The organism is Citrobacter sp. Cf118 (assembly GCF_030334095.1).
Taxonomy (GTDB): Bacteria; Pseudomonadota; Gammaproteobacteria; order Enterobacterales; family Enterobacteriaceae; genus Citrobacter; species Citrobacter freundii.
In genome coordinates this window covers 195,058-211,200 of the sequence record NZ_JAOWES010000083.1, presented here as the reverse complement: position 1 = coordinate 211,200, position 16,143 = coordinate 195,058, and the positions used below count along the sequence as shown (strand labels likewise).

Below are 16,143 nucleotides of genomic sequence, written 5' to 3'. Positions count from 1 at the left end.
ACATGTTCAGGTCACTGATTCTGGCGGCAGTCTTATTGGCTTTTACACCGCTGGCCGCGAACGCTGGCGAAATCACCCTGCTGCCATCAATAAAATTGCAAATTGGCGATCGCGATAACTACGGTAACTACTGGGATGGCGGCCGCTGGCGCGACCGGGATTACTGGCACAATAACTATGAGTGGCGTAAAAATCGCTGGTGGCGTCATGACAATGGCTATCATCGGGGCTGGGATAAACGCAAAGCTTATGAGCGCGGCTACCGTGAAGGCTGGAATGACCGTGACGACCACCGCGGTCGCGGGCGTGGTCACGGACACCACCATTAATGTAACAAAAGGGCCTGTGGGCCCTTTTGTTTTTACAAACCGAGTGCAGTTCCTACCAACAGCCAGATATTGAGCGTCACCACCAGCACAACAATCACCCAGCCTACCTGTTTTACCCATCGGGTATTCACCAAATCGCCCATCAGCTGACTGTTGCTGGTGAAAATCAACAGCGGCACCAGCGCCAGTGCAATACCAAAACTGAGCAACACCTGGCTCATCACCAGAATACGCGTTGGATCTAATCCCATCAGAATCACAATAAAGGATGGCATCATGGTGACCGTACGGCGAACCCAAAGCGGAATGTGAAAACGGATAAACCCTTGCATCACCACCTGCCCCGCCAGCGTACCGACCACGGTAGAGGAAAGTCCCGCAGCCACCAGGCTTAAACCGAACACTGTCGCCGCAGCGTGACTCAACAGCGGTTCAAGGGTCAGATACGCTTGATCGAGATCGGCAATACCGGTATGCCCGCTAAAATGAAATGCAGCGGCAGCCGTCGCCATCATCGCCAGATTGACAAATCCGGCAATCGTCATGGCGATAGCCACATCCCATTTCGTGGCCGCATAGCGCTGTTGACGTGTTCCGCCGTGCAGATGCTGGGTTAAGGAAGAGTGCAGATAAATGACATGCGGCATGATAGTCGCACCGAGCACGCCAGCGGCGAGGAACACCGCTTCGGAATTAGGTAGGCTCGGGATAACCATCCCCTTGCTAAGTTGCGCGAAGTTCGGCTGGGAAAAGATCAATTCCACAATGTAAGCCGCAGCCACAAACAGCAGCAAGCCGCCAATCACTTTTTCCAGCGGTTTTTGCCCGCGGCGCTGCAACATCAGAATCAAAAAAGTCGCGATACCGGTGAGCACGGCACCCTGCAATAACGACACGCCGAGGATCAACTTAAAGCCAATCGCGGCACCAATGAATTCAGCAAGGTCTGTCGCCATGGCGATAATTTCGGCCTGCACCCAGTAGAACCACACCACCGGACGAGGATAGTGATCGCGAATTTGCTCCGCCAGATTTTTACCCGTGGCAATGCCAAGCTTTGCCGATAGCACCTGGATCAGCATCGCCATCAGGTTTGCCCAGACCACCACCCACAACAGTTTATAGCCAAAGCTGGCCCCTGCCTGGATGTTGGTGGCGAAGTTGCCCGGATCGATATAGCCGATCGCCGCGATGAACGCAGGTCCCATTAATGCGAGCTTCAACTTGCGCGCTGCCCGTCCACTGCTACTCTCAACGCGATCGTTAGTCATTTTAGTGCCTCAGAAACATAGCCTTTGCTATGTTTCAAGCTACGCCTATTGAGAATGATTATCAAATTCATTTTGATGGGTGAAGTTGATTTCTCTGATAGTGTTTGTCTATGGATCGATAAGGATTCTGGGAAAAACGGTAAGATGTTTAATTATTGTTATAGATTAGCACAATGACATAACTTTTCACTTCGATACTAAGCATAACGGAAGTGTATCACCGATCACTAATTTTGAATCTCGTCACAGGTCCTTATTATAGTGTGTGTTTGATCTCGTTTTCTTTATGGTTGTTACATAGAATGTGCACGAAAACTAAACCTGCCTCATATTTGGAGCAAATATGGACCGCGTCCTTCATTTTGTATTGGCATTGGCCGTTGTTGCGATCCTTGCGCTGCTGGTAAGCAGTGACCGTAAAAAGATTCGCATTCGTTATGTTATTCAACTGCTTGTTATTGAAGTGTTACTGGCGTGGTTCTTCCTGAACTCCAACGTCGGCCTGGGCTTCGTAAAAGGCTTCTCCGAAATGTTCGAAAAACTGCTCGGTTTTGCCAACGAGGGGACGAACTTCGTCTTCGGCAGCATGAATGATCAAGGCCTGGCATTTTTCTTCCTGAAAGTGCTGTGCCCTATCGTCTTTATCTCCGCCCTGATCGGTATCCTTCAGCATATCCGTGTGCTGCCAGTTATCATCCGCGCAATTGGTTACCTGCTTTCCAAAGTGAACGGTATGGGCAAGCTGGAATCCTTCAACGCCGTCAGCTCTCTGATCCTGGGTCAGTCCGAGAACTTTATCGCCTATAAAGATATTCTCGGCAAAATGTCCCGCAACCGTATGTACACCATGGCTGCAACGGCGATGTCTACCGTTTCCATGTCTATCGTCGGCGCGTACATGACCATGCTGGAGCCGAAGTACGTTGTTGCGGCGTTGGTACTGAACATGTTCAGCACCTTTATCGTGCTGTCGCTGATCAACCCTTATCGCGTTGATGCCAGCGAAGAAAATATCCAGATGTCTAACCTGCATGAAGGTCAGAGCTTCTTCGAAATGCTGGGTGAATACATCCTGGCGGGTTTCAAAGTGGCAATTATCGTTGCGGCGATGCTGATTGGTTTCATCGCGTTAATCGCTGCCCTGAACGCCCTGTTTGCCACCGTGACCGGCTGGTTTGGTTACAGCATCTCCTTCCAGGGCATCCTGGGTTACATCTTCTACCCGGTTGCATGGGTAATGGGTGTACCGTCCAGCGAAGCGCTGCAGGTGGGCAGTATCATGGCGACAAAACTTGTTTCCAACGAATTCGTTGCGATGATGGACCTGCAGAAAATCGCCTCTACGCTCTCTCCGCGCGCTGAAGGCATCATCTCTGTGTTCCTGGTCTCCTTCGCTAACTTCTCTTCTATCGGTATTATCGCCGGTGCGATTAAAGGTCTGAACGAAGAGCAAGGTAACGTAGTTTCCCGCTTTGGTCTGAAGCTGGTGTACGGCTCTACGCTGGTGAGCGTACTGTCTGCATCTATCGCGGCACTGGTGCTGTAAGCGTAAGACAACATCGTAGTGATGAGGCCGGGGAATTTCCCCGGCTTTTTTATGCCTGCTATTCAGCAGAGCAGAGAGATATCGGTAAGAATCGACAGGATGCAGAAACAAAAAACCCCCGCTTTTCAGCGAGGGTTTAAATTTTGGTGGAGCTAAGCGGGATCGAACCGCTGACCTCTTGCATGCCATGCAAGCGCTCTCCCAGCTGAGCTATAGCCCCACGATGCTTTTACGTATATACCAAATTCGTTGGGATAAAATTTGGTGGAGCTAAGCGGGATCGAACCGCTGACCTCTTGCATGCCATGCAAGCGCTCTCCCAGCTGAGCTATAGCCCCATTACGTAAAGCTTGTCGAGTTGACGGGCGGCATCATATGAATTCCCTTCGCGTGTGTCAACGGCAAAATTAACTCATAGAATTCAATCGCTGAAAAAGCAATCAAATGAAGAACATTGCGTAACAACTCGCATTCAGTAGTTAAACGCGTCACGGTTTCTACTAAAATGGTGCTATAAAATGAGCCACTAATTAACCCAACGACTATTCAGGGAATCGTTATGTTCAAGGAACGGATGACGCCAGAAGAACTTGCTAATCTGACCGGATACAGCCGACAGACCATCAATAAATGGGTGCGCAAGGAGGGTTGGGCTACATCACCAAAACCAGGCGTACAGGGCGGTAAAGCGCGTCTGGTTCACGTCAACGAACAAGTTCGTGAATACATTCGCAGTGCTGAACGTTCAGCCGAAGGTTTATCAGATAATTTATCGTTATCAGGCGACACCTCTATCGAAGCTCTACTGATTAGGCTCGCCAAAGAGATGACTCCGTCAGAACAAAAAATGTTTACGTCACTGATCCTGCGTGAAGGCATTACGGGTTTATTACAACGCTTAGGGATCCGCGACAACAAATAATATGAAAAAATTACGCAGCAAAATGACGACCGAAGAACTGGCGGACTGTCTCGGAGTTGCCAAACAAACCGTCAATCGTTGGATCAGAGAACAAAACTGGACCACCGAAAAGTTTCCCGGCGTTAAAGGGGGTCGTGCAAGGCTGATTCATATCGACTCCAGCGTCCGCACGTTTCTGCTCAATATTCCGGCTTTTCGTAAAGTCCCTGAAATTTATCAGGCAGAGGAACCGTTGGCAGAATACAACCACGTGGTGCGTAGCCACGCCTGTCGCCAAATAATTAGCGCACTGGACAACATGTCCCCAACGGAACAAGAAAAGCTGGCAATGTATATTTCTCGCGAAGGTATTCGCACTTTCCTTACCCGTCTGGGAATTGATGAGTCTGAATAACAGGCAAAAAAAACGGCAGGATGCGCTCCTGCCGTTGTTTCATCGCTCAACCGATCTTACTGCTGGCTTTCACGCTCAGCAATAAACGCCAGCGCTTTATTAATACGCTCAATGCTGCGGGATTTACCAATCGCATGCACTGTGACGTCTAACGCCGGAGACTGACCCGCACCGGTTACGGCTACGCGCAGCGGCATCCCAACTTTACCCATACCCACTTCCAGCTCATCAGCGGTCGCCTGAATCGCGTGGTGCACGTTTTCTGCCGTCCACTCGCTGATAGCAGCCAGTTTATCGCGAACCACTTCCAGCGGCTGACGTGCTACCGGACGCAGGTGTTTCTTTGCGGCGTCCGCGTCGAACTCAGCAAAATCTTCGTAGAAGTAACGGCAGCTCTGCGCCATCTCTTTCAGCGTTTTGCAGCGCTCACCCAGCAGTTTAACCAGCTCAGACAGCTGCGGGCCGACGCGAGTATCGATATTTTCCTGCTCAATGTGCCATTGCAGATGCGTTGCCACATATTCCGGTGCCAGCGCATTAATGTAGTGATGGTTCAGCCACTGCAGTTTTTCGGTGTTGAACGCACTGGCAGACTTGCTCACCGCACCAAGGGAGAACAGTTTGATCATCTCTTCACGGGTGAAGATTTCCTGATCGCCGCTGGACCAGCCCAGACGCACCAGATAGTTCAGCAGCGCTTCCGGAAGGTAACCGTCGTCGCGATACTGCATAACGCTGACCGCACCGTGACGTTTAGAAAGTTTTTTACCATCGTCGCCGTTGATCATCGACACGTGTGCATAAACCGGTACCGGCGCATTCAGCGCTTTCAGGATGTTTATCTGACGCGGAGTGTTGTTGATATGGTCTTCACCACGAATAACGTGAGTGATTTCCATATCCCAGTCGTCGACCACCACACAGAAGTTGTAGGTCGGGGAACCGTCGGTACGGCGGATGATCAGATCGTCCAACTCCTGGTTGCTGAATTCGATCGGCCCACGGATCTGGTCATCAAAAATAACGGATCCATCCTGCGGGTTGGCAAAACGCACCACACATGGTTCATCAGCAGCATGATGTTCATGACCGTGGCGGCAGCGACCGTCGTAACGAGGTTTCTCACCGTTTGCCATCTGCTCTTCACGCAGCGCGTCCAGACGCTCTTTGGAGCAGTAGCATTTATACGCGGTACCGGCTTCGAGCATCTCATCAATCACGGCGTTGTAGCGATCAAAACGTTTGGTCTGGAAGTACGGGCCTTCATCCCATTCCAGATTCAGCCAGTTCATGCCATCCATAATGGCTTCAATAGCTTCCGGAGTGGAGCGTTCGAGATCGGTGTCTTCAATACGCAGCACAAACTCACCGTCATGGTTACGTGCAAAAAGCCAGGAATATAGAGCAGTACGCGCACCACCGACGTGCAGGTAACCTGTCGGGCTTGGCGCGAAGCGAGTTTTGATTTTCATGAAATGGCCTTACGTTTATAAAGATGCCGACAACCGGCAAATCCTGGGAAGATTATCAGGCTCGTATTCTATCACTGTGGTCTGATTCCTCAATGTTGTTCAGGTTGGAACATCACGCTTTGCCATTTTCGTATACAAATCATGCTGCATGGATTGATTTGCGATCGTTTTGTTTAAATTTACGACGAACGAACAAATTCTTTAGAAAATGCGTTGACTCATTTTCAACTCTCCCTATAATGCGACTCCACACAGCGGGGGTGATTAGCTCAGCTGGGAGAGCACCTCCCTTACAAGGAGGGGGTCGGCGGTTCGAACCCGTCATCACCCACCAACTACTTTATGTAGTCTCCGCCGTGTAGAGTAAGAAATTGAGAAGTGGGTGATTAGCTCAGCTGGGAGAGCACCTCCCTTACAAGGAGGGGGTCGGCGGTTCGATCCCGTCATCACCCACCACTTTCTCGCCAGCTGGATTTCTTACAATAAAATTGAAGTACCGAAGTGGGTGATTAGCTCAGCTGGGAGAGCACCTCCCTTACAAGGAGGGGGTCGGCGGTTCGATCCCGTCATCACCCACCACTTCGGGTCGTTAGCTCAGTTGGTAGAGCAGTTGACTTTTAATCAATTGGTCGCAGGTTCGAATCCTGCACGACCCACCAATGTAAAAAGGCGCCCTAAAGGCGCCTTTTTGCTATCTGCGATTTGTAAGATTCGAACCTGCGGCAGGTTCGGTGTTGAGCGCAGCGAAACAACGGAGCCGGTTACGGCGACGGCCCGAAGGGCGAGCGAAGCGAGTCATCCTGCACGACCCACCAATGTAAAAAGGGCGCTGGCGGCGCCTTTTTGCTATCTGCGATTTATACAACTGCCTGATGCGCTACGCTTATCAGGCCTACCGACAATACTCCCCTCGTAGGCCGGATAAGACGTTAGTCGCCATCCGGCACAGATATCACATCGTCAATGCCGCTACCAGTTTCTCCAGCGCGGGTGTCGCCTGCTGCTGGTCATACACAATATATAAATCCGCCGGAATACGTTCCTCTAACGGTCGGAATACCACGCCTGGCCAACTCATCTGCGCATAACTGTCAGCAATTAACGTAATACCAATCCCCATGCTGATCATCGCCAGCACCGTTTGCGGCTCCCTCACCTCACGGATAATCATCGGGGAAAATCCAGCGCTCAGGCAAACTCGCTGCAAAAATGCCCAGTCGGTATGAATGGAGGGCATCGTGACAAAATATTCATTTCTCAACGCTTCCAGCGGTACGGATTCACAGGCGGTAAGAGCATGTTCTTCTGGTATGGCCACTAAAAATGAGGACTCATGTAAGCGCAGGCTGGTAAATCCGGGAGAGGGTTCAGTAGCCATGCGCCAAATCCCCGCATCCAGTTCACGTCTTTCCAGCATCGTCATCTGCATTGCGGGCATGTTCTCGCGAAACTGCACCTCGACGTTGGGATTTTCCTTCAGAAAACGCCGCATCACCGGACGCATTTTTCCCCACATTGCGGTACCAATGACGCCTAGCTCAATTCGCCCTGCCTCACCGCGACCAATCTGTTCCACTCGTGCCAGCGCCTGATTAGCACTGGATAACAGTCTGCGCGATTCTTCCATCAAAATTTTTCCGGCGTGGGTTAACGCCACGCTGCGGGAATGACGGATAAATAGCAACGTGCCGAGCTGTTGTTCCAGCTCTTTAATATGCGTACTGAGGGGCGGTTGCGACATATTCAGGCGAGCAGCAGCGCGTCCAAAATGCAGTTCTTCTGCGACGGCAAGAAAATAACGCAGTAACTTCAGATCGATGCGGTGCGTGCGTTCCATGGATAATGCGCTCCTGAGTGAAGATTAATGCGCAAAGTTACCACATTGCATCGCAGAAAATGAAACGGCGGGTATCAGAACCCGCCGCTAAAGGAGCATTAATGTGCCAGTGATTTCTGCGCCAGTCGTTCAGGCTCATGCTTATATTTAAAGAACAATGCAAAGATAACCGCCAGGACCAGCGCGTAAGCGGCAAACACCAGCCAGATAGTTTGCCAATCCTTGACGCCATCGACAGAAAAATAGTCCACCGCCATCCCGCTCAGGATTGAACCCACCCACGCGCCAATGCCATTTACCATCGTCATAAACAACCCTTGGGCGCTGGCGCGAATGCTTGAGTCAACTTCCTGCTCGACAAATACCGATCCGGAGATGTTGAAGAAATCAAACGCGCAGCCGTAAACGATCATCGACATCAGCAGTAGCACAAAGCCAAACGGAGACGGATCGCCAAAGGCAAAGAAGCCAAAGCGCAGCGTCCACGCCAGCATACTCATCAGCATCACTGTTTTAATGCCAAAGCGTTTAAGGAAGAATGGAATAGTGAGGATAAAACCCACTTCCGCCATCTGCGAAACTGACAGCAAAATGGAGGGATATTTCACCACAAAGCTGTTGGCAAACTCAGGGTTACGGGCAAAATCATGCAGGAACGGATTGCCAAAGACGTTGGTGATTTGCAGCACCGCCCCCAGCATCATGGCAAACAAAAAGAAAATTGCCATACGCGGATTTTTAAACAAAACAAACGCATCCAGCCCCAGTTTACTGGCCAGCGTGGCGGACTCTTTTTTCTCCGCAACCGGTATTTTTGGTAACGTCAGCGCATACAGAGCCAGCAGCAGCGATGCGCCTGAAGCGATATAAAGCTGTGCGCTGCTCAGTTCCAGTCCCATTAAGCTGACCGTCCACATCGCCACAATAAAACCTATCGTGCCAAATACACGAATTGGCGGGAACGCGGTGGCCGGATCCTGACCCGATTGTGCAAGGCATGAATATGAGACGCTGTTCGATAACGCAATCGTCGGCATATACGCCATCGCGTTAACCAACATTACCCAGAACATAGTCTGTGGATCGGTAACGGTTGTGGCGTACAGCAACACGCCAGCACACACCAGATGGCACAGCATATAAGCGCGCTCGGCACGCAGCCACTTATCGGCGATGATCCCCATAATGCCCGGCATAATAATCGCTGCCAGCCCTTTCGAGCTGTAGACCATACCCACATTCGCGCCGGTAAAATCCAGGGTATTAATCATGTAAGAACCCAGGGTTACCAGCCAGCTTCCCCAGATGAAATATTGCAAAAACGACATGAGCTTTAAGCGAGATGCGATACCCATTTTTCCGTTCCTTGCCATAAAGTAAGACCCCGCAAGCGGGGTCATGTTTTAATTATTCAGGCCAGTTTGCGCAAGAAGCCACAGATCAGATTGATGAAGTTCTGCCGGGAGAGTTCCGCTGCAGCCAACGTCTGTGCGTGAGATAACTTCACATCCCCCAAACCTTCCGCCAGGTTGGTGATGGCAGCCACCGCAACCACTTTCAGACCGCAGTGGCGCGCAGAGATAACTTCAGGCACCACCGACATCCCCACCACGTCGCCGCCAATAATTTGCATCATGCGGATTTCTGCCGCCGTTTCAAAGTTCGGTCCCGGATAAGAAACAAACACCCCTTCGCTCAGCGGAAACCCTTCTTCTGCGGCGACGGTTTGCAGGATCGCACGATAGTCAGCATCATAGGCATTCGCCAGCGAAAAGAATCGCTCACCAAAACGCTCATCGTTTAGTCCGACCATTGGTGTACCTGGCATCGTATTAATGTGATCGCTAAGCGCAACGAGACTACCTGGTCCGACTTCGGGGCGTAAAGAACCTGCGGCATTAGTACAAAATAACAGTTCGCAGCCCAGCAGCTTCAGGGCGCGAATGGCGTCAATCATCACCGTCATGCCGCGACCTTCATAAAAATGCCCACGTCCTTTCATACAAGCCACCGGAATACCCGCCAGATTTCCCAGCACCAGCTCACCGGCATGACCATGTACAGTACTGACAGGGAATCCCGGCAATTTTTCGTAAGAGATGGCCACTGCATCCTCGATTTGATCCGCCAGAGCACCGAGGCCAGAGCCAAGAATAAAGGCTACGCGCGGGGTGAAATCGGGTTTGTAACTACGAATGATGTCGGCGCTATACCAGGGATTTTGCGAGAAAAGAGAGTGACTCATGAGATATCCTTAATACTGAGTAGTCGAAAATAATGTCGCGTACCGCACTGTTATAGCGAGACTACGCAATCGATTACCAATACCGTTTATCCCGACAACCGATAGTAAATCGGTATCGATGAGTCGCCCTAAACCAGCCTGAAATCACATTTTTTTCGGGCCAGAAATGGCACAGGAATAGAGATACATGAAGATTTGGAACTTTTATTATTAAACTCCGCTCCGCCATATTGTAACTGAAGTTCTGTTCACTAATGCCGATACTCATGTTTTATGGCGTGAGGAATCCGTATGACAACGATTAACGTTTCCACCCCAACTGTTCAAAGCAGTAGTGGTGGTGGAAAAGCCCCAGCCGGGAATGACATCTCCGCTCAGATTGCACAAGTCACCCAAAAGATAACCAAGCTAACTCAGCAGCTCAAAGATATTCCCAATAGTAGTGGCAGTGTTGAGCAGAAGCGCGAACAGCAGGAACTTATTCAGATACAAATCAAGATGTTACAAGCACAGCTGGCTCAACTGTTGCGACGGCAGGCCGAGGAGTCACAGCAAAAGCAAAGCGCCGATCAGAGAAAAGCTGAGGGCATCAACACGGTTTCCGACCAACATCAGGTCGATATTTATATCTGATACAACGGATCACGGGCACGACCGGCGGTTAATTCACTGGCCTGCATACGCACCACGTCCCACAGCGCCTGAGCCGCGGTTGATAAAGAGCGGTTTTTACGTCGAGCCAGCATCAGTTGCCGTTCAACTACCGGCGTCAGGCGCTTAACCTGCAAGTGACTGCCCTGCGGTAAGGGAAGCGCCAGTGCGGGCAGCACGCTGATGCCAATCCCCGCCTCCACCATCGGGAACAGCGTGGCGGGATGACCAATCTCCTGAACGATGTTGGCATCAATGGAAAAATGGGCCAACGCCGCATCGATCAGCGGTCGACTACCGGAAGCGTAATCCTGTAACACCAAACGTTCGTGATACAAATCCTGCCAGTTCACCCACTCACGTTGGGCTAACGGATGATCCTGGCGACACAGCAGCAGGAACGGTTCGGACAGTACGGCTTCACACTGCAGATCGGTCACGGCACCAGGATCTATCACAATGCCAAAATCGACTTCTCCCTGGCGAATACTTTCCAGCACCCACTGCTGGGGCCTGTCGTGCAGCACAAAATCGATCGCAGGATAAAGCTCATTACTCTGGGCAATACACTGTGGAATAAGGTGAGCAGAGATTGTCTGGCTGGCGGCAACACGCACCGTTCCGGTTAACTGTGTCCCCACCTGGCCTGCTTCACGCAGCGTGCTGTGCAGTTCATCCAGAATACGTTCCAGGCGCGCCGCCAACTGGTGCCCCGCTTCCGTCAGCACCACTTCCCGCGTTGTTCTATCTAACAACCGCACACCCGTCTGCCCTTCAAGCTCTTTAACGCTGTGGCTGACCGCAGACTGACTTAAGCCAATGATATCCCCCGCCCGGCTAAAACTTTTGGCCTGGGCGACGGTAACAAAGATACGCAACTGACGCAGAGAGTAATTCATCTATTCGATTCATATATGGATGCAATAAATCAATTTTATTTCTCAAATGGAAAAACGCAAAATGTTGCTACTGAATTTCAGGAGCTTTTATGAAACTTTTTCGTATCCTTGATCCGTTCACGATTACGTTGATTACGGTCGTATTACTGGCGTCCTTTTTCCCAGCCGAAGGTGGCTTTGTGCCTTTCTTTGAAGGCTTAACCACCGCCGCCATTGCCCTGCTGTTTTTTATGCACGGGGCCAGGCTCTCTCGTGAGGCAATTATTGCCGGCGGTAGTCACTGGCGTTTGCATCTGTGGGTGATGTGCAGCACGTTTGTTGTTTTCCCGGTGCTGGGCGTTCTGTTCGCCTGGTGGGCGCCGGTTAATGTTGATCCGATGCTGTACACCGGTTTTCTGTACCTGTGTATTTTGCCAGCCACGGTGCAGTCGGCAATCGCCTTTACGTCGCTGGCGGGGGGTAACGTTGCCGCCGCCGTGTGTTCCGCTTCAGCCTCCAGCCTGCTGGGTATTTTTCTCTCACCGTTGCTGGTTGGCCTGGTCATGAATATGCATGGCGCAGAAGGCAGCCTGGAGCAGGTGGGGAAAATAATGCTGCAGCTGCTGCTGCCGTTCGTACTGGGACATCTTTCGCGTCCGTGGATTGGTAACTGGGTGTCCCGACATAAAAAATGGATTGCAAAAACGGATCAATCATCCATTTTATTGGTGGTTTACTCCGCCTTCAGTGAAGCCGTGGTTAACGGGATCTGGCACAAAGTGGGGATTGGCTCACTGCTGTTTATCGTGGTGGTCAGCATCGTATTGCTGGCAATCGTGATTGGCATCAACGTCTTTGTTGCGCGTAAATGCGGCTTCAACAAAGCCGATGAGATCACCATTGTCTTTTGCGGATCGAAAAAGAGCCTGGCGAATGGGATCCCAATGGCAAATATTCTGTTCCCGACGTCAGTGATAGGAATGATGGTGCTGCCGCTGATGATCTTCCATCAAATTCAGTTGATGGTTTGTGCGGTGCTGGCACGTCGCTACAAGCAACAGACGGACGCATTGCAGGCGCAGCAGAAAAGCCGCGCCGCAAAGGCTTAAAGCGGGCGTTTCAGGGGCTGCACCAGTTGCGTCAGCCCTTCAGTTTTAATCAGCAGCGTGATTTGCATCAGTTCGCCGAGCTTGCCCGGCGGGAATTCATCCTTACGGGCAAACCACAGCAGATACTCTTCCGGTACATCAATCAGCCGACGCCCTTTATATTTGCCAAAGGGCATCACGGTATTGGCGATTTCAACCAGCTGCTCTTTTTCCATCTCAGGCACCCAGTAAGCGGATCATTTCAGCTTCGTCGATCACTTCAATGCCCAACTCCTGCGCTTTTGCCAGTTTAGAGCCCGCCGCTTCCCCCGCAATCACTAGATCGGTTTTCTTCGACACGCTACCGGCCACTTTTGCCCCCAGCTCGGTCAGTCGTGCTTTGGCATCATCGCGTGACATCAGGCTCAGGCTCCCGGTCAGCACCACCGTCTTACCCGCGAAGGGGCTGTCGATTTCTTCAGCGTTGATAACCACCGGCGCTGGCCAGTGAATCCCCTGCTCCAAAAGCTGGACGATCACCTCGCGGTTACTCTCTTCGGCAAAGAAATTAAACACGTGGGTCGCCACCACGATGCCGACATCCGGCACTTTTTGCAGCTCTTCAACAGAGGCGGCTTCCAGCGCCTCGAGCGTGCCGAAATATGCCGCCAGACCTGCAGCCGTCGCTTCGCCGACTTCACGAATACCCAGCGCATAGAGGAAACGGGCAAACGTGGTCTCTTTCGCTTTTTCCAGCGCATTCACTACGTTTTGCGCCGACTTCGGCCCCATGCGATCAAGACCGGTCAGCTTACCTGCGGTCAGCGTGAAGAGATCCGCTGGCGTATGGACATACTCTTTCTCGACCAGTTGATCGATAATTTTGTCGCCCATGCCGTCGACATCCAGCGCACGGCGGGAAACGAAGTGTTTCAATGATTCCTTCCGCTGTGCCCCGCAGATTAAACCTCCGGTACAACGAGTAACCGCTTCGCCTTCCACACGCTCAACGTCAGAGTTGCATACCGGACAGTGGGTGGGAAACTCGATTTCGCGGGTATTGTCCGGGCGCTCGGAAAGCACGACGTTCACTACCTGCGGGATGACATCGCCCGCACGGCGAATGACGACTTTATCGCCAATACGCAAACCAAGACGCTCAATTTCATCCGCATTGTGCAAGGTGGCGTTACTGACCAACACCCCTGCAACCTGAACTGGCTCAAGGCGGGCGACAGGCGTAATCGCCCCTGTACGTCCAACCTGAAACTCAACATCGCGGACAAAGGTCATCTGCTCCTGCGCCGGGAACTTAAAGGCCACCGCCCAACGCGGCGCGCGGGCAACAAAACCCAGTTGTTCCTGCAAGGCCATAGAGTTGACTTTGATCACCACACCATCGATATCGAATCCCAGCGTCGGTCGGTCTTCTTCAACCTTATGATAGTAAGCAAGTACTTCCTCCGGAGAGTCGCAAAGCGCCACTCTGTCGCTCACCGGCAATCCCCACTCTTTAAATTGCAGCAGACGGCCCAGATGGGTATCGGGCAGCACACCACCTTCCAGCACACCAACGCCATAGCAGAAGAAAGTAAGCGGTCGCTTCGCAGTGATACGCGGATCGAGCTGGCGTAATGACCCAGCCGCCGCATTACGCGGGTTAGCAAACACTTTGTTGCCAGTACGGCGGGCCTCTTCGTTGATTTTTTCAAACCCGGCCTGCGGCAGGAACACCTCGCCGCGCACTTCCAGACGCGTCGGAATGTTATCGCCGCGCAGTTTTAACGGGATCGCACGAATGGTGCGCACGTTCGAGGTAATGTCTTCCCCGGTGGTGCCATCGCCGCGCGTTGCGGCGCTAACCAGCACGCCGTTTTCATAGAGAATACTCACCGCCAGCCCGTCAAGCTTCAGCTCACAGCACCAGGTTAGTTTGTCCGTACTCTTCAGCCGGTCCTGTACGCGCTTGTTAAAGGCGAGAAAACTCTCTTCATCAAACACGTTATCCAGCGACAGCATCGGCACTTCATGGCGAATCTGACTGAACGCCGTTAACGGGGCGGCGCCAACGCGTTGGGTTGGCGAGTCAGGGGTAATAAGGTCCGGATGCTGCGCTTCCAGCTCGCGGAGTTCGCGCAGCAGACGATCGTATTCCGCATCGGGAATTTCCGGCGCGTCCATCACATGGTAGAGATACTCATGATGGCGAAGCGTGGTTCGCAGTTCTGTCAGTTGTTGTTCGATTGATTCCATATCGCACCATCAATGATAAAAAACCCCCGACAGGCGGGGGTTTAGCAAGGAGATGTCACGCCAAAGGAGAATCAGGCGCGAGATTCTTTAACTTCGCGGATGCGGTCCTGATACTCGCGCAGTTTCTGCGGCGTCATCATGCGACGTTGATCGTCAAGCACCACACCACCCACTTCATCGGCGATGTGCTGTGCGGACTGCAGCATCAGCTTAAAGTTTTGCAGCTCGTCCCCATAGGACGGAACCTGCATAAAAATAGTTACGCCAGGGGTGCTGAAATCACCCGTCATTTCGGGGTCAAACGTTCCTGGGTTAACCATATTGGCAAGGCTGAACAGCGACGGACCGCTGCCATCCGGGCTCAAATGACGATGGAAAATATTCATATCGCCAAATTTAAAGCCGGCTTGCTGAATGCTATTGAGCAGCACTTCACCGTTGAGCTCGCTACCGTGATGCGCCGCAACGTTCATAATAATGACCGCTTCTTTACGCTGCGGTTTTTCAGCAGCTGGCGCTTCTTCAACTACCGGCTCAGGCTGCGGTTGATGTTCAACGGCAGGCTCTGCGGGCTGGAAAGTCTGCGGCGCAGGTTGCGGTGCTTGCTGCACGGGCTGCTGAACCTGCGGAGCAACGGGCTGATGCTGCATCGGCTGCTGTACAGGTTGTTGCTGAACAGGCTGATGTTGCACCGGCTGCTGCGGTTGTACAGGCTGCGGCTGAGCATGCGGCGGCGGTACCGGCGCTTGTGCAGGCTGCTGCGCGGGTTGACGCGGCTGAGCCGACGCATAAGGCGGCTGGTACTGGTGTTGCGGCGACTGAGGAGGAACACCATGTTCCTGCGCGTTACCGGGAGCATGATTCACACGATGAACGCGAACTTCGCCCACGCCTTCGTCTTCCTCGACGTTGTCGTCGAACGAATCCTCGTCTTCACGTTTAGACTTCATGCGTTTCAGTGGGCGATCGCGGAATATAGAAGACCGCTCTTTACGGCTAGTCCAAAAACCATGTACCAGTAAAGCGATTATGGCGATCGCGCCAACAATGATTAATATCAGACGCAAATCCTGCATCATTATATTCTCTGTTGTTCTAACACCTTGCCACCACGGCAAACATTTACTCACTAAGAGTATTTGTCGATTACGCCAAGTGCAAGTGCACTCTTGGCTTTCACGGCATAAAGATGAACAAAATTGTGCTTTTTGCTGTTTTTTCGAACATTTCTGAACAGCTTAACGCTCAACAACCCGG

General features: G+C 51.9%; 16 protein-coding genes, 6 tRNA genes and 1 other RNA gene. 11 read left to right on the top strand and 12 right to left on the bottom strand.

Going from position 1 to position 16,143, the window contains the following annotated elements; translation table 11 throughout:
* Positions 1 to 2: 2 nt before the first annotated feature.
* The gene (gene ypeC / locus OGX67_RS11470; RefSeq protein ID WP_003028268.1) at positions 3 to 329 is read left to right on the top strand and encodes a DUF2502 domain-containing protein YpeC; all 327 of its coding nucleotides are present in this window, start codon (positions 3 to 5) and stop codon (positions 327 to 329) included.
* A gap of 32 nt (positions 330 to 361) precedes the next feature.
* Here the strand turns inward: ypeC and OGX67_RS11465 are convergent, their stop codons facing one another.
* Complete coding sequence (locus OGX67_RS11465) at positions 362 to 1,600, bottom strand: Nramp family divalent metal transporter (protein ID WP_003028272.1); 1,239 nt, start codon at positions 1,598 to 1,600, stop codon at positions 362 to 364.
* Positions 1,597 to 1,671, bottom strand: coding sequence for a hypothetical protein (locus tag OGX67_RS26965; protein ID WP_418219455.1), 75 nt, complete (start codon positions 1,669 to 1,671; stop codon positions 1,597 to 1,599). Before OGX67_RS26965 ends, OGX67_RS11465 begins: the two co-directional genes overlap by 4 nt.
* 272 nt (positions 1,672 to 1,943) lie before the next feature.
* Between OGX67_RS26965 and nupC the strand changes: the two genes are divergently transcribed.
* On the top strand, positions 1,944 to 3,146 hold the full coding sequence (nupC, locus tag OGX67_RS11460) for a nucleoside permease NupC (RefSeq protein ID WP_003028275.1): 1,203 nt from the start codon (positions 1,944 to 1,946) through the stop codon (positions 3,144 to 3,146).
* A 144-nt stretch (positions 3,147 to 3,290) separates the two neighbouring features.
* On the opposite strand, the gene OGX67_RS11455 is transcribed toward nupC, so the two are convergent.
* Together OGX67_RS11455 and OGX67_RS11450 are read right to left on the bottom strand one after the other, a co-directional pair.
* Positions 3,291 to 3,366 (bottom strand) — tRNA-Ala (locus tag OGX67_RS11455).
* 42 nt (positions 3,367 to 3,408) lie between these two features.
* Positions 3,409 to 3,484 (bottom strand) — tRNA-Ala (locus OGX67_RS11450).
* 221 nt (positions 3,485 to 3,705) lie between these two features.
* On the opposite strand from OGX67_RS11450, the gene OGX67_RS11445 reads away from it, so the two are divergent.
* Together OGX67_RS11445 and OGX67_RS11440 are read left to right on the top strand one after the other, a co-directional pair.
* Positions 3,706 to 4,068, top strand: coding sequence for a YfeC-like transcriptional regulator (locus OGX67_RS11445; protein WP_286526513.1), 363 nt, complete (start codon positions 3,706 to 3,708; stop codon positions 4,066 to 4,068).
* Between the two features lies 1 nt (position 4,069).
* Positions 4,070 to 4,462, top strand: coding sequence for a MerR family transcriptional regulator (locus OGX67_RS11440; protein WP_003028279.1), 393 nt, complete (start codon positions 4,070 to 4,072; stop codon positions 4,460 to 4,462).
* Between the two features lie 56 nt (positions 4,463 to 4,518).
* On the opposite strand, the gene gltX is transcribed toward OGX67_RS11440, so the two are convergent.
* Complete coding sequence (gltX, locus tag OGX67_RS11435; RefSeq protein WP_003028281.1) at positions 4,519 to 5,934, bottom strand: glutamate--tRNA ligase; 1,416 nt, start codon at positions 5,932 to 5,934, stop codon at positions 4,519 to 4,521.
* A 258-nt stretch (positions 5,935 to 6,192) separates the two neighbouring features.
* Here gltX and OGX67_RS11430 point away from each other — a divergent pair.
* From OGX67_RS11430 to OGX67_RS11410, 5 genes are all read left to right on the top strand, one after another.
* A tRNA-Val gene (locus tag OGX67_RS11430) sits at positions 6,193 to 6,268 on the top strand.
* A gap of 46 nt (positions 6,269 to 6,314) precedes the next feature.
* Positions 6,315 to 6,390: transfer RNA gene (locus tag OGX67_RS11425), tRNA-Val, on the top strand.
* A 47-nt stretch (positions 6,391 to 6,437) separates the two neighbouring features.
* Positions 6,438 to 6,513 (top strand) — tRNA-Val (locus OGX67_RS11420).
* 4 nt (positions 6,514 to 6,517) lie between these two features.
* Positions 6,518 to 6,593: transfer RNA gene (locus tag OGX67_RS11415), tRNA-Lys, on the top strand.
* A 29-nt stretch (positions 6,594 to 6,622) separates the two neighbouring features.
* Positions 6,623 to 6,749, top strand: a non-coding RNA gene (locus tag OGX67_RS11410) — RtT sRNA.
* A 137-nt stretch (positions 6,750 to 6,886) separates the two neighbouring features.
* Here OGX67_RS11410 and OGX67_RS11405 read toward each other — a convergent pair.
* The 3 genes from OGX67_RS11405 to xapA all read right to left on the bottom strand — a co-directional run bounded on the left by OGX67_RS11405 (position 6,887) and on the right by xapA (position 10,016).
* A complete protein-coding gene (locus OGX67_RS11405; RefSeq protein WP_003838579.1) occupies positions 6,887 to 7,771 on the bottom strand; it encodes a LysR family transcriptional regulator in 885 nt (294 codons plus the stop codon).
* A 98-nt stretch (positions 7,772 to 7,869) separates the two neighbouring features.
* A complete protein-coding gene (locus tag OGX67_RS11400) occupies positions 7,870 to 9,126 on the bottom strand; it encodes a nucleoside permease (protein ID WP_003838577.1) in 1,257 nt (418 codons plus the stop codon).
* Between the two features lie 56 nt (positions 9,127 to 9,182).
* Positions 9,183 to 10,016 carry a xanthosine phosphorylase gene (gene xapA / locus OGX67_RS11395; protein ID WP_286526511.1) on the bottom strand — a complete coding sequence of 278 codons (834 nt, stop codon included), beginning with the start codon at positions 10,014 to 10,016 and terminating at the stop codon, positions 9,183 to 9,185.
* A gap of 291 nt (positions 10,017 to 10,307) precedes the next feature.
* Between xapA and OGX67_RS11390 the strand changes: the two genes are divergently transcribed.
* Positions 10,308 to 10,649 (top strand): FlxA-like family protein, encoded by a 342-nt coding sequence (locus OGX67_RS11390; RefSeq protein WP_257651529.1) that lies wholly within the window; start codon positions 10,308 to 10,310, stop codon positions 10,647 to 10,649.
* Here the strand turns inward: OGX67_RS11390 and OGX67_RS11385 are convergent.
* Positions 10,640 to 11,566: a LysR family transcriptional regulator gene (locus OGX67_RS11385; RefSeq protein ID WP_003038106.1), complete on the bottom strand. Its 927-nt coding sequence runs from the start codon at positions 11,564 to 11,566 to the stop codon at positions 10,640 to 10,642. The two genes, OGX67_RS11390 and OGX67_RS11385, sit on opposite strands and share 10 nt — an antisense overlap.
* A gap of 89 nt (positions 11,567 to 11,655) precedes the next feature.
* On the opposite strand from OGX67_RS11385, the gene OGX67_RS11380 reads away from it, so the two are divergent.
* A complete protein-coding gene (locus OGX67_RS11380; protein WP_286526509.1) occupies positions 11,656 to 12,654 on the top strand; it encodes a bile acid:sodium symporter family protein in 999 nt (332 codons plus the stop codon).
* Here OGX67_RS11380 and OGX67_RS11375 read toward each other — a convergent pair.
* From OGX67_RS11375 to zipA, 3 genes are all read right to left on the bottom strand, one after another.
* Positions 12,651 to 12,869 (bottom strand): DUF3820 family protein, encoded by a 219-nt coding sequence (locus OGX67_RS11375; RefSeq protein ID WP_003038102.1) that lies wholly within the window; start codon positions 12,867 to 12,869, stop codon positions 12,651 to 12,653. The two genes, OGX67_RS11380 and OGX67_RS11375, sit on opposite strands and share 4 nt — an antisense overlap.
* A 1-nt stretch (position 12,870) precedes the next feature.
* The gene (gene ligA, locus OGX67_RS11370; protein ID WP_003038099.1) at positions 12,871 to 14,886 is read right to left on the bottom strand and encodes an NAD-dependent DNA ligase LigA; all 2,016 of its coding nucleotides are present in this window, start codon (positions 14,884 to 14,886) and stop codon (positions 12,871 to 12,873) included.
* Positions 14,887 to 14,957: 71 nt separating this feature from the next.
* Positions 14,958 to 15,965, bottom strand: a complete 1,008-nt coding sequence (zipA, locus tag OGX67_RS11365) for a cell division protein ZipA (protein WP_003038097.1) — start codon at positions 15,963 to 15,965, stop codon at positions 14,958 to 14,960.
* Positions 15,966 to 16,143: the final 178 nt, after the last annotated feature.

What these genes read in the sequence shown, in the direction of transcription:
- ypeC (WP_003028268.1), top strand. Translation starts at nt 3, where the DNA reads ATGTTCAGGTCACTGATTCTGGCGGCAGTCTTATTGGCTTTTACACCG.
- OGX67_RS11465 (WP_003028272.1), bottom strand. Translation starts at nt 1,600, where the DNA reads ATGACTAACGATCGCGTTGAGAGTAGCAGTGGACGGGCAGCGCGCAAG.
- nupC (WP_003028275.1), top strand. Translation starts at nt 1,944, where the DNA reads ATGGACCGCGTCCTTCATTTTGTATTGGCATTGGCCGTTGTTGCGATC.
- OGX67_RS11445 (WP_286526513.1), top strand. Translation starts at nt 3,706, where the DNA reads ATGTTCAAGGAACGGATGACGCCAGAAGAACTTGCTAATCTGACCGGA.
- OGX67_RS11440 (WP_003028279.1), top strand. Translation starts at nt 4,070, where the DNA reads ATGAAAAAATTACGCAGCAAAATGACGACCGAAGAACTGGCGGACTGT.
- gltX (WP_003028281.1), bottom strand. Translation starts at nt 5,934, where the DNA reads ATGAAAATCAAAACTCGCTTCGCGCCAAGCCCGACAGGTTACCTGCAC.
- OGX67_RS11405 (WP_003838579.1), bottom strand. Translation starts at nt 7,771, where the DNA reads ATGGAACGCACGCACCGCATCGATCTGAAGTTACTGCGTTATTTTCTT.
- OGX67_RS11400 (WP_003838577.1), bottom strand. Translation starts at nt 9,126, where the DNA reads ATGGGTATCGCATCTCGCTTAAAGCTCATGTCGTTTTTGCAATATTTC.
- xapA (WP_286526511.1), bottom strand. Translation starts at nt 10,016, where the DNA reads ATGAGTCACTCTCTTTTCTCGCAAAATCCCTGGTATAGCGCCGACATC.
- OGX67_RS11390 (WP_257651529.1), top strand. Translation starts at nt 10,308, where the DNA reads ATGACAACGATTAACGTTTCCACCCCAACTGTTCAAAGCAGTAGTGGT.
- OGX67_RS11385 (WP_003038106.1), bottom strand. Translation starts at nt 11,566, where the DNA reads ATGAATTACTCTCTGCGTCAGTTGCGTATCTTTGTTACCGTCGCCCAG.
- OGX67_RS11380 (WP_286526509.1), top strand. Translation starts at nt 11,656, where the DNA reads ATGAAACTTTTTCGTATCCTTGATCCGTTCACGATTACGTTGATTACG.
- OGX67_RS11375 (WP_003038102.1), bottom strand. Translation starts at nt 12,869, where the DNA reads ATGGAAAAAGAGCAGCTGGTTGAAATCGCCAATACCGTGATGCCCTTT.
- ligA (WP_003038099.1), bottom strand. Translation starts at nt 14,886, where the DNA reads ATGGAATCAATCGAACAACAACTGACAGAACTGCGAACCACGCTTCGC.
- zipA (WP_003038097.1), bottom strand. Translation starts at nt 15,965, where the DNA reads ATGATGCAGGATTTGCGTCTGATATTAATCATTGTTGGCGCGATCGCC.